Annotated in this window: 18 protein-coding genes; all 18 read left to right on the top strand. The window is 43.1% G+C overall.

From position 1 onward, the window contains the following. The first annotated feature begins 288 nt into the window (after positions 1 to 288). Positions 289 to 2,241, top strand: coding sequence for a methionine--tRNA ligase (metG, locus tag JOC94_RS17760; protein WP_077111876.1), 1,953 nt, complete (start codon positions 289 to 291; stop codon positions 2,239 to 2,241). 179 nt (positions 2,242 to 2,420) lie between these two features. Beyond that, positions 2,421 to 3,191, top strand: a complete 771-nt coding sequence (locus JOC94_RS17755; protein ID WP_077111875.1) for a TatD family hydrolase — start codon at positions 2,421 to 2,423, stop codon at positions 3,189 to 3,191. A 133-nt stretch (positions 3,192 to 3,324) separates the two neighbouring features. Beyond that, entirely contained in the window at positions 3,325 to 4,557 is a 1,233-nt protein-coding gene (locus tag JOC94_RS17750; RefSeq protein WP_236017145.1) for a G5 and 3D domain-containing protein, read from the top strand. A gap of 100 nt (positions 4,558 to 4,657) precedes the next feature. Beyond that, complete coding sequence (rnmV, locus tag JOC94_RS17745; RefSeq protein WP_077111874.1) at positions 4,658 to 5,215, top strand: ribonuclease M5; 558 nt, start codon at positions 4,658 to 4,660, stop codon at positions 5,213 to 5,215. Further along, positions 5,212 to 6,105, top strand: coding sequence for a 16S rRNA (adenine(1518)-N(6)/adenine(1519)-N(6))-dimethyltransferase RsmA (rsmA, locus tag JOC94_RS17740; RefSeq protein ID WP_077111873.1), 894 nt, complete (start codon positions 5,212 to 5,214; stop codon positions 6,103 to 6,105). The genes rnmV and rsmA overlap by 4 nt, the downstream gene beginning before the upstream one ends. A gap of 62 nt (positions 6,106 to 6,167) precedes the next feature. After that, complete coding sequence (gene yabG / locus JOC94_RS17735; RefSeq protein WP_171973903.1) at positions 6,168 to 7,058, top strand: sporulation peptidase YabG; 891 nt, start codon at positions 6,168 to 6,170, stop codon at positions 7,056 to 7,058. A 261-nt stretch (positions 7,059 to 7,319) separates the two neighbouring features. After that, positions 7,320 to 7,589 carry a biofilm formation stimulator Veg gene (veg, locus tag JOC94_RS17730; RefSeq protein WP_077111872.1) on the top strand — a complete coding sequence of 90 codons (270 nt, stop codon included), beginning with the start codon at positions 7,320 to 7,322 and terminating at the stop codon, positions 7,587 to 7,589. A gap of 211 nt (positions 7,590 to 7,800) precedes the next feature. After that, positions 7,801 to 7,983 carry a small, acid-soluble spore protein, alpha/beta type gene (locus JOC94_RS17725; RefSeq protein ID WP_077111871.1) on the top strand — a complete coding sequence of 61 codons (183 nt, stop codon included), beginning with the start codon at positions 7,801 to 7,803 and terminating at the stop codon, positions 7,981 to 7,983. A gap of 236 nt (positions 7,984 to 8,219) precedes the next feature. Then, a complete protein-coding gene (gene ispE / locus JOC94_RS17720) occupies positions 8,220 to 9,077 on the top strand; it encodes a 4-(cytidine 5'-diphospho)-2-C-methyl-D-erythritol kinase (protein WP_077111870.1) in 858 nt (285 codons plus the stop codon). 78 nt (positions 9,078 to 9,155) lie between these two features. After that, entirely contained in the window at positions 9,156 to 9,989 is an 834-nt protein-coding gene (gene purR / locus JOC94_RS17715) for a pur operon repressor (protein WP_077111869.1), read from the top strand. A 14-nt stretch (positions 9,990 to 10,003) separates the two neighbouring features. Beyond that, the gene (locus JOC94_RS17710; RefSeq protein ID WP_077111868.1) at positions 10,004 to 10,378 is read left to right on the top strand and encodes a RidA family protein; all 375 of its coding nucleotides are present in this window, start codon (positions 10,004 to 10,006) and stop codon (positions 10,376 to 10,378) included. Positions 10,379 to 10,559: 181 nt separating this feature from the next. Continuing rightward, positions 10,560 to 10,853, top strand: a complete 294-nt coding sequence (gene spoVG, locus JOC94_RS17705) for a septation regulator SpoVG (RefSeq protein ID WP_077111867.1) — start codon at positions 10,560 to 10,562, stop codon at positions 10,851 to 10,853. A 342-nt stretch (positions 10,854 to 11,195) separates the two neighbouring features. Further along, the gene (gene glmU / locus JOC94_RS17700; protein WP_077111866.1) at positions 11,196 to 12,569 is read left to right on the top strand and encodes a bifunctional UDP-N-acetylglucosamine diphosphorylase/glucosamine-1-phosphate N-acetyltransferase GlmU; all 1,374 of its coding nucleotides are present in this window, start codon (positions 11,196 to 11,198) and stop codon (positions 12,567 to 12,569) included. Between the two features lie 12 nt (positions 12,570 to 12,581). Then, positions 12,582 to 13,541, top strand: a complete 960-nt coding sequence (locus JOC94_RS17695) for a ribose-phosphate diphosphokinase (protein ID WP_077111865.1) — start codon at positions 12,582 to 12,584, stop codon at positions 13,539 to 13,541. 101 nt (positions 13,542 to 13,642) lie between these two features. After that, a complete protein-coding gene (locus tag JOC94_RS17690) occupies positions 13,643 to 14,275 on the top strand; it encodes a 50S ribosomal protein L25/general stress protein Ctc (RefSeq protein ID WP_077111864.1) in 633 nt (210 codons plus the stop codon). 91 nt (positions 14,276 to 14,366) lie between these two features. Beyond that, the gene (gene pth / locus JOC94_RS17685) at positions 14,367 to 14,933 is read left to right on the top strand and encodes an aminoacyl-tRNA hydrolase (RefSeq protein WP_077111863.1); all 567 of its coding nucleotides are present in this window, start codon (positions 14,367 to 14,369) and stop codon (positions 14,931 to 14,933) included. Positions 14,934 to 14,995: 62 nt separating this feature from the next. Continuing rightward, on the top strand, positions 14,996 to 15,226 hold the full coding sequence (locus JOC94_RS17680) for an anti-sigma-F factor Fin family protein (protein ID WP_077111862.1): 231 nt from the start codon (positions 14,996 to 14,998) through the stop codon (positions 15,224 to 15,226). Positions 15,227 to 15,281: 55 nt separating this feature from the next. Beyond that, the gene (mfd, locus tag JOC94_RS17675) at positions 15,282 to 18,803 is read left to right on the top strand and encodes a transcription-repair coupling factor (protein ID WP_077111861.1); all 3,522 of its coding nucleotides are present in this window, start codon (positions 15,282 to 15,284) and stop codon (positions 18,801 to 18,803) included. Positions 18,804 to 18,947 lie beyond the last annotated feature (144 nt).

The raw sequence follows: 18,947 nt of genomic DNA, 5'->3' as shown, positions 1-18,947 counted from the left end.
TTTTATAGCCTATGTAGCTACATCAATAGTACCAGTCTTTCCCATATCCGTCAATTATTAAATAAAGAATTTGTAAATTTATTGAATATAATGGCCTATGAAAAGTTGACTAGTTTTGTCGATATATTGGTAATTAAATAAGAATTTCTATTTGTTATAATAGCCCTCAAGTTGCAGGATTGTTATATTTCACGTATATTTTTACTGTAGAAGAGGACATGATGATGGCAAAAACCGTTTAATATATAGTCCATTAGTAGAGGCAATGATGAGAGGGAGGAAAATAGTGTGAAGGAGAAACTGAAAACTTTTTACTTAACAACACCGATTTATTATCCGAGCGGCAACTTGCACATCGGCCATGCGTATACGACGGTGGCCGGAGATGCGATGGCTCGTTATAAAAGAATGCGCGGTTATGATGTGATGTATTTGACGGGAACGGACGAGCATGGACAAAAAATACAGAAGCAGGCGGAAAAGGAAAACATTACGCCGAAGGAATACGTAGATCGAATGGTGAGCGGCATCCAGGAGCTGTGGAAGTTGCTGGATATATCATATGATGATTTTATCCGCACAACACAGCCGCGCCATAAAGAAGTCGTTCAAAAAATATTCAAGCGCCTTCTGGATCAAGGCGATATATATTTAGATGAATATGAAGGTTTTTATTGTACGCCCTGCGAGTCATTTTTTACGGAGCGCCAGCTTGAAGACGGCAATTGCCCGGATTGCGGCCGCCCGGTGGAAAAGGTGAAAGAAGAGTCGTACTTTTTCAGAATGAGTAAGTATGTCGACAGGCTTCTTCAATATTACGAGGAAAATCCTGAATTTATTCAGCCCGAATCAAGAAAAAATGAAATGATCAACAACTTCATTAAGCCAGGCCTTGAGGATTTGGCCGTATCAAGGACGACATTTGACTGGGGGATTCCCGTTCCTGGTGACCCGAAGCATGTCATTTACGTATGGATCGATGCGTTGACGAACTACATAACCGCTCTTGGATACGGCTCGGACGACGATTCAAAATACGTAAAATATTGGCCGGCAGATGTACATCTTGTAGGAAAAGAAATTGTCCGTTTCCATACGATCTATTGGCCGATTATGCTGATGGCTTTGGATTTGCCGCTACCCAAAAAAGTGTTTGCCCATGGATGGCTGCTCATGAAAGACGGCAAAATGTCCAAATCGAAAGGAAATGTCGTCGACCCGGTTATGCTTGTGAAACGTTACGGTCTCGATGCTGTTAGATATTATCTACTGCGGGAAGTGCCGTTTGGTTCTGATGGCGTTTTTACTCCGGAAGGGTTCATTGAAAGAATCAATTTCGATCTTGCAAATGATCTGGGAAATTTATTAAACAGAACGATCGCGATGATCAATAAATATTTTAACGGTGTCATACCAGCTTATGAAGGGTCTATTACTCCTTTTGACAATGAATTGCTTGATGAGCATAAAGAAACCATTCAAAATTATGAAAAAGCGATGGATCATATGGAGTTTTCCGTAGCCCTTTCGTCTATCTGGCATATGATCAACCGGACGAATAAATATATTGATGAAACACAACCGTGGATTTTGGCGAAAGATGAAGAAAAGCGCCGGGAATTAGGCAGTGTCATGGTGCATTTGGCCGAGTCACTTCGCAGGGCGGCGGTTTTATTACAACCGTTTTTAACAGAAACACCGAAAAAGATATTTTCCCAATTAAATATCGCCGATGACCAATTTACATCGTGGGAAAGCTTGGAAACGTTCGGTAATATCCCGGAAGGGACGAAAGTTGTTGAAAAGGGGGAACCTATTTTTCCGCGGCTTGAACTGGAAGAAGAGGTCAGCTATATCCAACGCGAAATGAGAGGACCCCAGCCGGCAAAGGAACCTGTAGAAAAGCCGGAACAATCACCTGAAATTACGATCGATGATTTTATGAAAGTGGAGTTAAGAGTGGCGGAAGTGATTGACTGTGAGCCGGTTAAAAAAGCGAATAAGCTGTTAAAATTACAGCTGGATCTCGGATACGAAAAGCGGCAGGTCGTTTCCGGCATTGCGGAATTTTACAAACCTGAAGATTTAATCGGTCGAAAAGTGATTGTGGTTGCCAACTTAAAACCTGTCAAACTTCGTGGCGAATTGTCGCAGGGAATGATTTTAGCCGGCGAAGAAAATGGTGTTTTGTCGGTAGCATCTGTTGATCAAAGATTACAAAATGGCGCTATTGTAAAATAAACTTAATGTAAATAAAAATTCAGAAAATGTCCAAAGTATTGGGGGCATAGAGAGAAAGGCTGATTAAGTCCCTATTCCAGCCCGACTCCCTATGTTCTTTTTTTGTAATATAAATGTTATCTTGTTGTGACTTATGTTACTTTTAAATACTTTATACTCGTTAAAGGAGAGAAGAGCCCATGTTATTTGATACGCATGTCCATTTAAATGACGAACAATTTAACGATGATTTGGAAGAGGTTATGAAACGGGCACAAGAAGCAGGGGTAGAGCATATGGTTGTTGTCGGTTTTAATCGGGAAACGATCGAAAGAGCTCTCCAAATAGTTGATAAATATGATTTTTTATATGCAAGCATCGGTTGGCATCCAGTTGATGCCATCGACATGACGGAAGAGGATTTGGTGTGGCTTGAAGAAAAGGCCCGCCATCCGAAAGTAGTTGCTTATGGGGAAATCGGGCTTGATTATCATTGGGATAAGTCCCCGAAAGATATTCAGCAAGAAGTATTTCGCAAACAGATCAGGCTCGCAAAGAAGTTGCGCTTGCCGCTGATTATACATAATCGTGAAGCGACAGAGGATATCATTCAGATCCTGAAGGAAGAAGATGCCAAGGAAATCGGCGGCATTATGCATTGTTTTAGCGGAAGCGCAGAATCTGCCAAAGAATGTTTAAGACTTAATTTTTACATCTCTTTAGGCGGTCCCGTTACGTTTAAAAATGCCAAAAAACCAAAGAGAGTAGCCGAGCAAGTTCCGCTGGACAAGCTGCTGATCGAAACGGACTGTCCTTACTTGGCGCCGCATCCGTACCGGGGAAAAAGGAATGAACCGGCGTATGTAAAGCTTGTGGCTGAACAAATTGCCGAATTAAAAGGAATATCCTATGAAGAAGTCGCCCGGGCGACAACAGAAAATGCGAAAAAATTATTTGGCATACATGAATAATCCTTCATACCCCTAAACTTTACAAACTCTTCCTGATAAACATTGAATGAAAGTAAATCGAAGCAATTCCCGTAAAGGATTGGCTCAAATATAGAAAACGCTCATTCATGAGACGAAAAGGAGGAGTCGTTCCATGGCCAGTTTCATGCAGATGGAAAAACGAAAAAAAATGGGACTCGCCGTTGCGAGTTTTCTCGTTTTTACAGCAACCCTCATTACTTTGATTAACGAGGGAACAAAAAAAACAGTGGCTTTAACTCTGGACGGAGAAAAAGTTGTTGTCAAAACACATGCCGACACGATTCAGGATATGCTAAATGAATTAAATATCGATATAAAAGAATCGGACTATCTATCACATCATCCGGAAACAGCTTTAATTGATGAACTCTCTCTTGTTTGGGAACCGGCGAAAAAAGTTGAGATCACGGAAGGCAGCAATTCACAGGTTGTTTGGACGACTGCGAAAACAGTAAAACAGCTTTTGGAAGAAAATCAGATTGAATTGAAAGAACAAGATCAGGTGAACATGTCTCTAACCGCCCCCGTTGTTGCCGGTATGGACATTCAAATAGAACGGGCTTTTCCTCTTGTTCTCAATGATGGCGGCAACGTGAAAGAAGTGTGGACTACTTCAACGACAGTCGCCGACTTTGTAAAACAACAAGGAATCACTTTCGGACCATTGGACAAGGTGCAGCCTCGGCTAGAAGAAAATATTTCTCCTAATAGCGAGGTACATATCATTCGCGGTCAAAAAGTCACTGATGTAGTGGAAGAGCCGATTGATTTTGAAGTTATTACGCAGAAAGATCCTTCTTTGCCCAATGGCACGGAGAAAGTGATCCAGGAAGGTAAACAAGGTCTTGTAAAAAAAGAGTACGAAGTGACAGTTGAAAACGGCAAGGAAGTGAACCGGACGCTTATTTCAGAAAAGAAAATAAGAGAAAGCGTCCAAAAGGTTGTGGCTGTCGGAACGGGAACGAAACAGAGCACCCCGGCCCCGCAGATCACTAAACAGAGCACCAAGGAAAAAACGCCACAAATTATACAAACAGTGGAAAAAGATAGCGGCGGAAAAGAAATATACGTGAGCGCAACGGCCTATACGGCAACATGCGGTGGCTGTTCAGGTGTCACGGCTACTGGAATTGACTTAAAGGCCAATCCGAGTGCCAAAGTAATTGCGGTTGACCCGAATGTCATACCACTCGGTACAAAAGTTTGGGTTGAAGGTTATGGTTATGCTGTGGCCGGCGACACAGGTGGTGCCATTAAAGGGAATAAAATTGATGTGCATGTTCAAACGAGTGGCGAGGCACACAGCTTTGGAAGCAAAAAAGTCAAAGTGAAAATTTTGGACTAAGCGGGGGAATTGATCCTCTGCTTTTTCTTTTTTCTCATAAGGCGGGTTATAATAAAATTAAGATAAAAAGATCTTTGGCGATTCACTATATGGAGGAAAAATGAAAATAAAAGAAGTTATCGTTGTGGAAGGAAAAGATGATACAAAGGCAATCAGACGGGCGCTTGATGCCGATACGATTGAAACGAATGGTTCTGCCGTATCCAAGGAAACGATTGAAAAAATCAGGCATGCCCAGCGGAAAAGGGGCGTAATCATATTAACGGACCCTGATTTTCCGGGAGAAAAAATCCGTAAAACAGTCAGTGACAATGTGCCTGGCTGCAAGCATGCTTTTATCGATAAGGAAGAAGCAATGGGAAAAGGCGGGAAAGGTGTCGGTGTGGAGCATGCCTCTCCTGAAGCAATTTGCCTTGCCATAAAAGCAACGCACACGCTGACAGAAGAAGTTAAGGAGGTTATTACAAAAAAAGAGTTGCTCGATGCGGGGCTCATCGGTGGAATGCATGCCGCAAGGCGGCGGGCGCGACTTGGTCAGTTGCTTAAAATTGGTTACACGAACGGTAAGCAGCTTCATAAACGATTAATGATGTTTCAAGTGTCCCGTAAAGATTTTTTAAAAGCCCTGGAAAAGGTGCGACAGGAGGAAGGCCAATGACGCAGAAAGATATTGCCACCCCAATAAGGACGAGAGAAATTTTGCGGAAATATGGGTTTTCCTTTAAAAAAAGTTTGGGGCAAAACTTCTTGATTGATGCGAATATTTTAAGGAAGATTGTTGAACATGCGGGTTTGACGAAAGATACAGGGGTGATAGAGATTGGTCCGGGAATCGGCGCTTTGACGGAACAACTGGCGAAAAGTGCCCAAAAAGTCGTTGCTTATGAAATCGATCAACGGCTTTTTCCCATCTTGGAAGACACGCTTTCCCCTTATGACAATGTCCATATCATTCATGAAGATATTTTAAAAGCGGATATTCAACAAATGATCCAGACAAAATTTACAGAGTCAACAGAAATAATGGTTGTTGCTAATTTGCCGTATTACGTCACAACGCCAATCATTTTTAAGCTGCTTGAAGAAAACTTGCCGATCCGCGGGATAGTCGTCATGTTGCAAAAGGAAGTCGCTGACCGCATTTCTGCGCGCCCTGGCACAAAAGAATATGGCTCACTTTCCATCATGATACAATACTATACGTTGGCGGAAACAGCGATGATCGTGCCTAAATCGGTGTTTATGCCCCAACCGAATGTGGAATCGGCCGTTGTCAAAATGATATTGCGGGAAAAACCGGCTGTTGAGGTTAAAAATGAATCATTCTTTTTCCAAGTTGTGAAAATGGGTTTTTTACAAAGGCGAAAAACCATTATGAATAATTTGGCTGGCGGTTTGCCGGGAGGAAAATCAAAAAAAGCGGAGATATTGGCGGCACTTACAGCGGCCGGAATCGATTCTGGAAGGCGTGGTGAAACGCTGTCTGTCGAAGAGTTTGGAGTATTAAGTGACGCGCTCTTTGAAGAGTTTGGCGAAGGAGAACAATAAACAGACACATTGAACAGGAAGGGCGCATAGCCTATGGCAAAGGAATTTAATTTGCGCTGTTTATGGAGTTGACGACCGTGATATCAATTAATACGATTGTCGGCCGCTTATCCTATCAATGTGATCTTTTATTTCGGGTCATTGACATCATGGAGATTGACGGTCAAACAACAGCTGTTCTCTATGGAGAGGATTATCGGCTGGTGGCAGATGCGCCGATTGAAGATCTTGTCCCATTTTCCGAAGAAGAAAGGCTGACAAGATCATCGGCAGTCCGTTTACTGGAGGAACAGTCGTTGAAGCTTTTTCGACAGGATTTGGAGCTGATTAGGTCTAAGCAGGAATATACGGCTACGGACGGCTATAAGAGGGAGTATAATTATTTTCAAATACCCGGACGTGTCCTTCATATGGATGGAGACCCGAATTATTTGAACAGGTGTCTGGACTTATACAAAAAATTTGGGGTATCTGTCAGAGGAGTTCATTGTGATGAAAAAGAGATGTATAGAAAAATTCCCATTCTCATCGATGAATACCACCCTCATATCCTTGTCATTACAGGCCATGATGCCTATTCAAGAGCCAAGGGAAAGAAAATGGATTTAAATGCTTACCGGCATTCCAAATATTTTGTAGAAGCTGTCAGGGCCGCGCGGAGGAAAAATCCAAATCTTGACCAGCTCGTTATATTTGCCGGTGCTTGCCAGTCGCATTTTGAATCTTTAATTCTGGCTGGAGCCAATTTTGCCAGCTCGCCGCAACGCGTCAACATCCATGCACTAGATCCCGTCTATATCGTCACCAAAATCAGCTTTACGCCATTTATGGAGAGAATCAACGTGTGGGATGTCCTGCGGAATACATTGACAGGTCAAAAAGGATTGGGTGGCCTTGAAACGAAAGGCGTCCTCCGTACAGGCATGCCGTTTAGGCCAGTTGATGATGAATAAACGATACATTTGTGAGCGGGTCAATTTTCAATAAAGGAAGTTGGCCCCTGTATTTTAGAGGCTTTTTTTGCTTATACAAAATTTTTGCTGCACAGCACATATATTTATATCGTGGTGTAATACTAAGGTTGTTGTAAAATAGGTCATAATGTAGAAAAAAATTGATTGACAACACCCGGTTTTCATTGATAAAATAATAAATTTGTTTGACCTTTTTTACCAGGCGTGATATAATGGGAAACAGTGAGGTGGAGCGAAAAAATGCCAAAAACATTAGCGAGCATTAAGAAAGCCCTTGATTCTAATTTGGGCAAAAGATTGATGTTAAAAGCCAATGGAGGCCGAAGAAAAACAATCGAACGTTCCGGAGTATTGGCAGAAACTTATCCATCGGTTTTCGTTGTTGAACTGGATCAGGACGAAAATGCATTTGAACGTGTATCTTACAGCTATGCTGACGTTCTGACAGAAACGGTTGAACTTACTTTTTATGATGAAACGACAGGTAATATAGCAATAGGACAACAGTAATGCAGTCTCAGCTTGTAGAGAAAGCGGGTGTTTTTCTTTACAGGCTTTTTGTTTTTTCTTAAAACAGCTTTTCTCGGAAAACGCGATAATTTTTCAGTTTTTTCTGGTAATTTAACCAATAGGCTTGCCTTCGGTTCAGCAAACATTGGCAGTTATAATCGTTCGCGTTTGTATCAAAATATAAAGGCGGGTGGCGAAGGGGGAATTCGCTTTGGGACGGAGAAGAGGAGTCATGTCGGATCAATTGAAAGAAGAATTGGCGAAAGAGTTGGGATTTTACGATGTCGTCCAGAAGGAAGGTTGGGGCGGAATTAAAGCCCGCGATGCGGGAAACATGGTGAAAAGAGCCATTGAAATGGCTGAACGGCAACTCGGCCAATCAAGGCAATCGTGAAGAATGATGTGTTTCTAGCCTGAAGTAAATAAACTACCCGCGAAAAAAGCCGGAGCATTTGCTTCGGCTTTTCTTAGCTGAATGGTCGGCTTATCAAGGGTGATGGATCGAATGGTTTTTCAGAAAAGATCATGGTAAAATGGAAAAAATACGGTAATACGCCAAAGACGAACAAAGGCGCCAAATACATCAGGCTCCTGTCTGTTGCAGTCAGAATGCGAAGTAGGTGAAGCAGTTTGAAACTTTTAATCAAGGCGCCGGCAAAAATCAACTTGACTTTAGATGTGCTCGGTAAAAGAAGCGATGGTTACCATGAAGTAGAAATGGTCATGACAACCATTGATCTGGCGGATCGCTTGGAACTAAACGAAGTGAAGGAAGACAAAATAGCGATTCTTTCCCATAGCCGATATGTTCCAGGAGATGAACGTAATTTGGCTTATCAGGCAGCCAAGTTGTTGAAAGAGCGCTTTAGTATCCGCCAAGGCGTTGAAATATCGATCAATAAGGTGATTCCGGTAGCGGCTGGACTCGCAGGGGGAAGCAGTGATGCAGCAGCCACATTAAAAGGTCTGAACGAATTATGGCAGATCGGTCTTTCGGTGGAAGAACTGGCTGCTCTTGGCTCGGAGATTGGTTCGGATGTGGCGTTTTGTGTTCACGGAGGCACGGCATTGGCTCGTGGCAGGGGCGAAAAAATTACAAAGCTTCCGCCGCCTCCATCTTGCTGGGTAATTTTGGCCAAGCCATCTATCGGGGTTTCCACTTCCGAAATATATGGCAATCTGGATATGAGCCGTATTCAGCACCCGGATACGGAAGGGATGATCCAAGCCATTATGCAAAAGGATTATGAAGGTGTGTGCCAGCATATGGGCAATGCTCTGGAGGGTGTCACGTTTTCCAAGTATCCCGAGGTATTGCACATCAAAAAGCAGATGGAACGATTTGGGGCAGATTCCGTGCTGATGAGTGGAAGCGGGCCTACCGTTTTTGGCCTCGTAAGGCGTGAGTCAAGACTACACCGAATTTATAACGGATTGCGAGGTTTCTGTCATCAAGTCTTTGCAGTCAGGATGTTGGGCCGTTCATAACAATTCTTGCCTAAATACGTACAATTGTGTATATTTGCATTAAAATATTCGCTTATACATATTACTGGAGGTTACAGAATGAAATTTCGCCGTAGCGAGCGGCTTGTTGATATGACGCATTACTTAATGAATCATCCTCGCGAACTCGTTTCTTTGACTTGGTTTGCCGAGCGTTATCAATCTGCAAAATCATCCATCAGCGAAGATCTTGTCATCATTAATGACATTTTTAAACACCAGGGCATTGGCGTTTTGCAAACCATCCCCGGCGCCGCAGGCGGAGTAAAATTTTACCCAATGGTGAAAGAGGATCAGGCAGAAGCGATTATCAACAAGCTTTGTTCATTAATTGCAGACCCAGAACGCCTTTTACCCGGCGAATATTTATTTATGACCGATTTGCTGGGAAATCCAAAAATGATGAATGAAGTAGGAAAGCTGCTCGCAGCCGCAGTGGCAGACCGGGAAATTGATGTTATCATGACTGTTTCCACAAAAGGCATTCCGATCGCGCAGGCTGTAGCGAATCAATTGAACGTCCCTTTTGTGATTGTCAGACGTGACCCGAAAGTCACCGAAGGACCGACCGTGACGATCAATTATGTTTCCGGCTCTTCAAAACGGATTCAAACGATGGTTCTTTCAAAGCGCAGCTTGAAGGAAGGCGCGCGCGTGCTGATTGTCGATGATTTTATGAAGGCCGGCGGAACGGTAAACGGGATGATCAATTTGCTCGAGGAATTTAATGCGTCTGTTGCGGGAATCGCCGTATTGGTTGAATCCGAACATGTTGAGGAAAGGCTTGTTGATGATTATATTTCTTTAGTAAAATTGACTGATGTAAATATGAAAGAAAAAAAGATCAATGTGGTGACAGGGAACTATTTTTCCAAAAAAATAAACTTTCTATGAGGGAGAGAACGAAGATGCGTACGATTTCAACGAATCAGGCACCTGCTGCGATTGGCCCCTATTCTCAAGGCATCGTGGTAAACAATATGTTTTACAGCTCGGGACAAATTGCGCTCACGCCGCAGGGGGAACTTGTTGAGGGCGGTGTCGTGGAGCAAACCCATCAGGTGTTCCGCAATTTGCAGGGAGTATTAGAAGCGGCAGGAGCATCATTTGACACTGTCGTAAAAACGACTGTATTTATCAAAAACATGGACGACTTCGCAACGATCAATGATATTTATGCCCAATATTTTTCCAATCACAAGCCGGCCCGTTCATGTGTGGAGGTTGCCCGCCTGCCAAAAGACGTCCTATTGGAAATAGAAGTCATTGCACTTGTAAAATAAAATGAGGGCCGCCGTTTGATTTCTTAAGCCCTTCAGGGTTGTCGTTTTCACCTTCATAAAAATAAATCGCTCATATATTAAAAAATTCAAAAAAGTTATCAATTTTAGAAGGAGAATAGCAAGTTACGTTGAATAACTACATTATGGTACCTAATTAGAGCGAGAAGGTGGTGAACAAACAATGGAAGTGACTGATGTGAGGCTGCGGCGAGTCAACACCGAGGGAAGAATGAGAGCAATCGCCTCAATAACCCTTGACGATGAATTTGTTGTTCACGATATACGTGTCATTGACGGAAACAATGGGCTGTTCGTAGCCATGCCAAGTAAAAGAACACCAGATGGGGAATTTCGGGATATTGCTCATCCAATTAATTCAAACACCAGAAATAAAATTCAGGAAGTGGTTTTGGCAGAATACCACCGTCTAGGTGACATCGAGGAGCCGGAATTAGAAGAAGCTGGCGCTTCCTAACCATATAACTCATTATTACATCGAGAGCCTACTGAATAGTAAGGCTCTTTTTCATGTTTTCTCTTTTCGGTTCTATCCTTTTTTCCCCTGGCGTTCTTGTGAACATTTTTTGAAGCATACATGGCAAGAAAATGGTGGAATTTTATGGGAATCCGACATGGGGCTTATTCTATATGCTGATCACGTTTGATTGAGCAGCCGCTTGTCCGAAGAACTCCCTCCATGAGAGTGTTTTTATGCTTGTCGGGACATATCCGGGCACCTCCGCATTTCTTATTTTCTTGAAAAAAACCTCTTTTTAGGCTATATTCATTATGGAAAAAAATAATTGGAGGACCGTTTATGTCAAATAGATTCGCGGTAATATTGGCTGCGGGGCAAGGGACAAGGATGAAATCCAAGCTTTATAAGGTACTCCATCCAGTTTGTGGAAAACCAATGGTTGAACATGTCGTTGACAATATATCCGAGCTTCAAGTTAACGAGACTGTTACAGTCGTAGGATTTGGAGCGGATATGGTCAGGCAACACTTGGGTGGAAAAAGCCGATTCGTCATTCAGGAGGAGCAACTTGGCACAGCCCATGCAGTTATGCAGGCAAAAGATGCTTTGGGGGATAAAAAAGGAACGACCCTTGTCATTTGCGGCGATACTCCGCTCATTAAGTCCGAAACGATGTCAGCATTGATTAAGCAGCATGAAGAAACAGGCGCCAAAGCCACTGTTTTGACGGCTTTTGCGGAAAACCCGCATGGTTACGGACGCATAATCCGCAATGCGGAAGGCGCTGTCGAACGGATTGTCGAACATAAAGATGCGAATGAAGAAGAGCTTCGCATTCATGAGATTAATACAGGAACATACTGCTTCGACAATGAAGCTTTATTTGAGGCGCTTGAAAATGTTTCCAATGACAATTCTCAAGGTGAATATTATCTTCCCGATGTCATTGAGATATTAAAGTCTAAAAAGGAATTGATTACTGCTTTTCAAACGGAGGATTTCGAAGAAACTCTTGGGGTGAATGATCGTGTGGCTCTTTCAGAAGCAGAGCGCATTATGAGAAAGCGTATCAATGAGGCCCATATGCGAAACGGAGTTACATTGATTGACCCGGCTAATACTTATATTGATAAAGATGTACTCATCGGCCAGGATACAATTATTTTTCCAGGAACAAGCATTTGTGGAAAAACGGTGATAGGGGAAAACTGCGAGATCGGCCCGAATACTGAAATCAACAATTGTGAAATATCTCACAATGCGACCATCTGCCAGTCTGCTGTATTCGATAGTGCGGTTGGGGCAAACGTAAATATTGGTCCATTTGCACATATCCGGCCTGAATCCACTATCCATGACGATGTAAAAATAGGTAATTTCGTAGAAATAAAAAAATCGATATTCGGAAAAGGCAGCAAAGCATCGCATTTAAGTTATATCGGGGATGCAGAAGTGGGCAAAGACGTCAACATCGGTTGTGGTTCCATCACAGTCAATTATGACGGGAAAAACAAATACCTCACGAAGATCGAGGACGGCGTGTTTGTCGGATGCAATTCAAACCTTGTAGCCCCGGTAACGATTAAGAAAGGCTCCTATATTGCCGCCGGTTCTACGATTACGGATGATGTTCCACAAGATGCTTTGGCGATTGCACGGGCCCGGCAAGTCAATAAAGAAAATTATACTAAAAAGTTAAATTTAAAAAAGTAATGGAGGCTCCCCATGTCTAACGAATATCTTGACTCGTCTTTAAAAATTTTTTCATTGAACGCAAACCGTGTCCTTTCGGAAGAAATCGCCAAAACGATCGGAGTGGAGCTTGGCAAATGTACGGTCAGTCAGTTCAGCGACGGTGAAATTTCAATCAATATTGAGGAAAGCATCCGCGGCTGTGATGTATATGTGATCCAGTCAACGAGCGATCCGGTCAACAAGCACTTAATGGAATTGTTAATCATGACTGATGCGTTAAAGCGTGCTTCGGCCAAGAACATCAATCTTGTCATGCCTTATTATGGATATGCACGCCAAGATCGGAAGGCGCGAGCCCGGGAACCAATCACGGCAAAGCTTGTCGCCAACCTGATCGAAACGGCAGGCGCGACAAGAGTGATTACACTAGACCTTCATGCTCCGCAAATTCAAGGCTTTTTCGATATTCCGATTGACCATTTAATGGGTGTTCCGATTTTAGCGGACTATTTTAAAAGCAAGCAGTTAGTGGAGGACGGGCTTGTGATCGTGTCGCCGGACCATGGAGGCGTAACGCGGGCGCGAAGATTGGCTGACCGCTTGAAAGCACCGATCGCTATCATCGATAAACGCCGCCCTCGTCCAAATGTGGCAGAAGTGATGAATATCGTTGGAAACGTGGAAGGAAAAACGGCGATTTTGATTGATGATATCATTGATACTGCCGGAACGATTACGCTGGCTGTAAATGCATTGATGGAAGCAGGAGCCAAAGAAGTGTACGCTTGCTGTACGCATCCTGTTTTATCCGGACCTGCCATTGAGCGGATTCAAAATTCCAGTCTGAAAGAGCTTGTCGTAACAAACACGATCCCCCTTCCCGAAGAAAAGAAAATCGACAAAATCAAAGAGCTTTCCGTCGCATCTTTGATTGCCGAGGCCATTATCCGCGTTAATGAAAACAAGTCAGTAAGCACTTTGTTTGATTGATCGTGAAAAAATACAAAAATAGAGGTTTAAGTTATTGTATGATAAGGTATAGATAAGGATAGTGATTATTTCATTATTACTTATTACAGGAGAAGGTGTTTATGGTTAACGTATTGAAGGCAAAAGAAAGGACAAGCGAACGCCGCTCACAGGTAAGGGAGTTGCGCGAGCAGGGAGGCATTCCGGCTGTTGTGTATGGTTACAGAATTGATAATACGCCAATCGCAATCAACATGGGCGATTTCATGAAAACGATGCGCGAAGTTGGCCGGAACGGAGTAATCGATCTTGATTTGGAAGGTAAAAAACTCAATGTGATTCTGCATGAATACCAAGAGGATCCGATCAGGAAAGAAGTGATCCATGCCGACTTTTTGTCTGTTGATATGTCACAGGAGATTGAAGCGAGCGTCCGTGTAGAATTGTCGGAAGATGCGGAAGGCCTCAAGGACGGAGGCGTTCTCCAGCAAATCATGCACGAGATAAATGTTACGGCAAAACCGGATGAAATTCCGGAAGCAATCAAGGTTGATATATCTCATCTAGGTATAGGAGAAACAATTTCTATCGGCGAAATTCGCGGAAAGTACTCGATTACAATCAATCATGAGGATGACGAAGCAATTGCAACAATACTGACACCAAGAACGGAAGAAGAAACGGAAGAAGCAGGTGAAGCTGCTGAGGTTTCGGGAACGGATGAAGGGAATGCAACAACTGAATCGGAAGAGTAAAAATAGATTCAATATAGGCGCAGCCAACAAGGTTGCGCTTTTTCCCCGCTTGTTCAGCAGGATTGGGAAAAGTGCGATTGGGGGGTAGGCAGTGAAAATAATTGTCGGCTTGGGAAATCCCGGTTCTCGATATGAAAAAACAAGACATAATGTCGGATTTGAAGTGATTGATGAACTGACCGAAAGACTTGACATCAGCTTACAGTCATCAAAATTTAACGGCTTGTACGGAACAATACATCATGACGGTGAAAAGACCTTATTGGTTAAGCCGCTTACCTATATGAACCTTTCAGGCGAATGTATACGGCCCATAATGGATTACTATCGGATTCCGACTGAAAATCTCCTCGTCATCTATGATGACTTGGATTTGCCAGTGGGAAAAATCCGACTTCGCCAAAAAGGTTCTGCTGGTGGACATAACGGGATGAAATCAACGATTCAACATCTTGGAACAAATGAATTTAATCGGATTCGGATTGGAATTGACCGTCCGCCTTCCGGAATGTCCGTTCCGGATTATGTACTGGGAAAATTCACGGAAGAGGAATGGGGCACAATGCAATCCGTCATCCAAACGTGTGCTGATGCTTGCGAAGAATGGTTGAAAAAACCATTTTTGGAAGTGATGAATCGTTTTAATTCCAATGGATGAATAAGTACGGGCCTCGGCGTTTATACTATAAAGTGTATTTACAAAGCCGAGGAGAGAGTGTTATGCTGATTTCTTATTTTTGCCGCCACTGTTCGGCACAATTAGGTACAATAGAAGATGTTTCTGTGCACTCCGAGGAGCTGGGATTGCATAAATTAACAGAAGAAGAAAGGCAAGAAATGGTAATATATGAATCGGATGGGAATATTCATATTAAAGCAATTTGTGAGGACTGCCATGAGGCACTGTCCCGAAACCCCGAATTGCACCAATATGATTATCTGATCCATTAGTTTGTACGGTGAGGGGCAGATTTCTACCCCCATTTCTTGAAAAGAGGAGAAAGACATGCATGGTCTACGAGATATAATATTACAGCAGAGCGAACTGCAATCTGTCATTACAGGAATAAGGGAAGGATTGCGCGAACAGCTTGTTGCTGGTTTATCAGGCTCAGTAAGGGCGCTCTTTACGGCCGCGATGGCGGAACATACAAACAAGTCCGTCGTCATTGTCACCCATAATTTGTTGCAGGCGCAAAAGCTTCACGAAGACCTTTTACAAATAATTGATGAAAACCAATTGTTTCTCTACCCTGCGAATGAGCTGATCGCTTCCGAGATGGGAATTGCCAGTCCGGAGCTGAAGGCTCAACGAATCGAGACGCTGAATCACATGGTGTCTGGACGACAGGGTGTTTTTGTCGTTCCAATGGCAGGATTGAGAAAAGTGCTTCCTCCGCCAAGTTTATGGAAAAGATACCAGATTAATTTGAAAGTAGGATCTGAATTACATTTGGAGGACACTTTAGAACGGTTGATCCAAATGGGATATAACCGGACTGATATGGTAAGCGCCCCCGGGGAATTCAGTCTGCGCGGCGGAATATTGGACATTTATCCATTAACGGAAATTGACCCGATTCGTATCGAATTGTTTGATATAGAAATAGATTCCATCCGGACCTTCTCAGTTGATGACCAGCGCTCAAAAGAAAAGTTATCAGAAGTGACGATCGGTCCTGCAACCGAGTCTCCCGTCGAATCGAAACATTTGCTCGATGCTGCGGACAGTTTGGAAGAACATTTATCCGCCTCTTTAAAGAAAATAAAAAAGGATGCGGTAAAAGAACTGCTCGTTCAAAATGTGAAGGCTGATATTGAGTTGCTCCGAAATGGACAAAAACCTGAACAATTTTTCAAATACCTCCAGTTTGCCTATAAACCGGGTACAAGTTTATTAGACTATGTTTCTTATAATGGACTCATTGTGTTTGATGAACTAAGCCGAATCCAGGAAATGAATGAACGCCTTGAAAAAGAAGAGGCTGAATGGTTTATGACGCTTCTTGAACACGGGGAGATTCCCCATGATATTGCCATTGCTCATTCGTTCAACAAATTACTGGCGGAATCCAATCTTCCACGTGTTTATTTGTCCTTGTTTTTGCGGCATATCCCAAATACAAATCCTCAAAACATTGCAAATGTTTCGTGTAAGCTCATGCAAAACTTTCATGGACAGATGCATTTGCTTGCGTCTGAAGTGGAACGATGGCGAAAAAACAATATGAAAGTGCTGTTTTTAGCACCAGATCAGGAACGCAGTGTAAAATTGGAGTCGGTATTGCGGGATTATGGAATAGAAGCTCGAATCGCTGGTGATTCAGAAAGCTTCTCCGGGATTCAGATCATTGAGGGTTCGCTGAATACGGGTTTTGAACTTCCGGCCCTGAAACTGGTTGTTGTGACAGAAGAAGAAATATTCAATAAAAAGACACGGAAGGCACGGCGCAGGCAAAAACTTTCCAATGCCGAGCGGATTAAAAGCTATTCTGAGCTGAGTCCCGGTGATTATGTTGTTCACGTAAATCACGGGATCGGTAAATACTTGGGAATTGAAACATTGATGATCAACGGGGTGCATAAAGATTACTTGCACATTACGTATAAAGGCAATGACAAATTATACGTTCCGGTTGATCAAATCGATCTTGTGCAAAAATATGTCGGAGCCGAGGGCAAAGATCCGAAAATGTACAAGCTCGGCGGCAGTGAATGGAAGCGGGTCAAGAAAAAAGTAGAGTCTTCTGTCAAGGATATTGCGGACGATTTAATCAAGTTATACGCAGAGCGTGAAGCGACGAAAGGGTATGCGTTTTCTCCCGACAGCGATATGCAGCGTGAGTTTGAGATGTCTTTTCCATATCAGGAGACTGAAGACCAACTTCGTTCCATTGCTGAAATTAAACGCGACATGGAGCGGGAACGACCAATGGATCGCTTATTATGTGGTGATGTCGGTTACGGGAAAACGGAAGTTGCCATTCGTGCTGCTTTCAAAGCTATCATGGACGGCAAGCAAGTAGCATTTCTTGTTCCGACAACGATCTTGGCTCAACAGCACTATGAGACGATTAAGGAACGATTTAATGGCTATCCGATTAATATTAGCATTATGAGTCGTTTTCGCACGAAGAAACAATTGTCCGAAACGGTCAAAGGATTAAAAAACGGCACGATCGACCTTGTGATCGGCACTCACAGACTTTTGTCAAAAGATGTGCAATTTGCGGACCTTGGCCTTCTCATTGTAGATGAAGAACAGCGTTTTGGTGTAACACATAAAGAAAAAATAAAACAGTTAAAAACAAACGTGGATGTATTAACGTTAACCGCGACACCCATTCCGCGGACATTGCATATGTCGATGCTTGGGGTTCGTGATTTGTCTGTCATTGAAACGCCGCCGGAAAACCGCTTTCCGGTTCAAACGTATGTGATGGAATATAATGGTGTTTTTGTGAAAGAAGCGATTGAACGGGAACTGGCACGCGGGGGACAAGTTTATTATCTTTACAATCGGGTGGAAGATATTGAAAGGAAAGCGGAGGAAATTTCGATGCTTGTCCCTGATGCGCGTGTTGCCTACGCGCATGGGCAAATGGCGGAAACGGAGCTTGAGGCCGTCATATTGAGCTTTCTTGATGGTGAGTTTGATGTGCTGGTGACGACAACGATCATTGAGACGGGCGTCGATATCCCGAGTGTCAATACATTAATTGTTTACGATGCTGATCGAATGGGGTTGTCTCAGTTGTATCAGTTGAGGGGGCGCGTTGGCCGTTCAAACCGGGTGGCGTATGCCTATTTTACGTATCGAAAAGATAAAGTCCTCACAGAGGTAGCGGAGAAAAGACTGCAGGCCATTAAGGAATTTACTGAGCTCGGATCAGGCTTTAAAATTGCCATGAGAGATTTGTCTATCCGGGGAGCGGGAAATCTTCTGGGGGCCCAGCAGCATGGCTTTATTGACTCTGTCGGCTTTGATCTGTATTCGCAAATGCTGAAAGAAGCAATTGAAGAGCGTAAAGGGACATTACTCGAAAATGTTCCGCCGCCGTTTGAAGTGGAACTTGAATTGGATGCCTATATTCCGGATGCATATATTGCCGATGGACAGCAAAAAATTGAGATGTATAAGCGCTTTAGAAACATTGAGACAATGGAAGAGCTTGAAGAGCTGCGCGAAGAAATGATAGACCGCTTCGGCGACTACCCCAATCAGGTAGAATACTTGTTTAAAGTTGCGGAAATGAAAGTGTATGCACGAAAAATCAAATTGGAAGCCATAAAACAATCTAAAACAGAAGTCTCCATTTATTTTTCGGAAGAAGGAACAAGTGAAATGGAAGGCAGGCGCGTTCTCCAGGCAACAACCAAACATGGAAGGAACGTGGGTCTTGGCATGGAAGGAACCCGTCTGAAAATCACGATTCAAACGAGCCGGATGAAAACGGACGAGTGGTTTGCCATCGCGCTTGAAATGATTAAAGAACTGGGAGAGGCCAAAAAAGTTCCCCAGCCATAATAAAAGCGCTCTCCAGCCGATCAAGATTTTATGAAATTGATCCAAAAAATGCACATCATTTGAATAAAACCCTGATTTTGAAAGATACTATTTTCAATCACATATGGAAATGAATTGAAAAACGTTTTTGTGGGAACCTATACA

It is taken from the genome of Siminovitchia thermophila (assembly GCF_016909185.1).
GTDB lineage: Bacteria > Bacillota > Bacilli > Bacillales > Bacillaceae_C > Siminovitchia > Siminovitchia thermophila.
The sequence above is the reverse complement of the archived record's forward strand: the minus strand, read 5'-3'. Positions and strand labels throughout refer to the sequence as shown.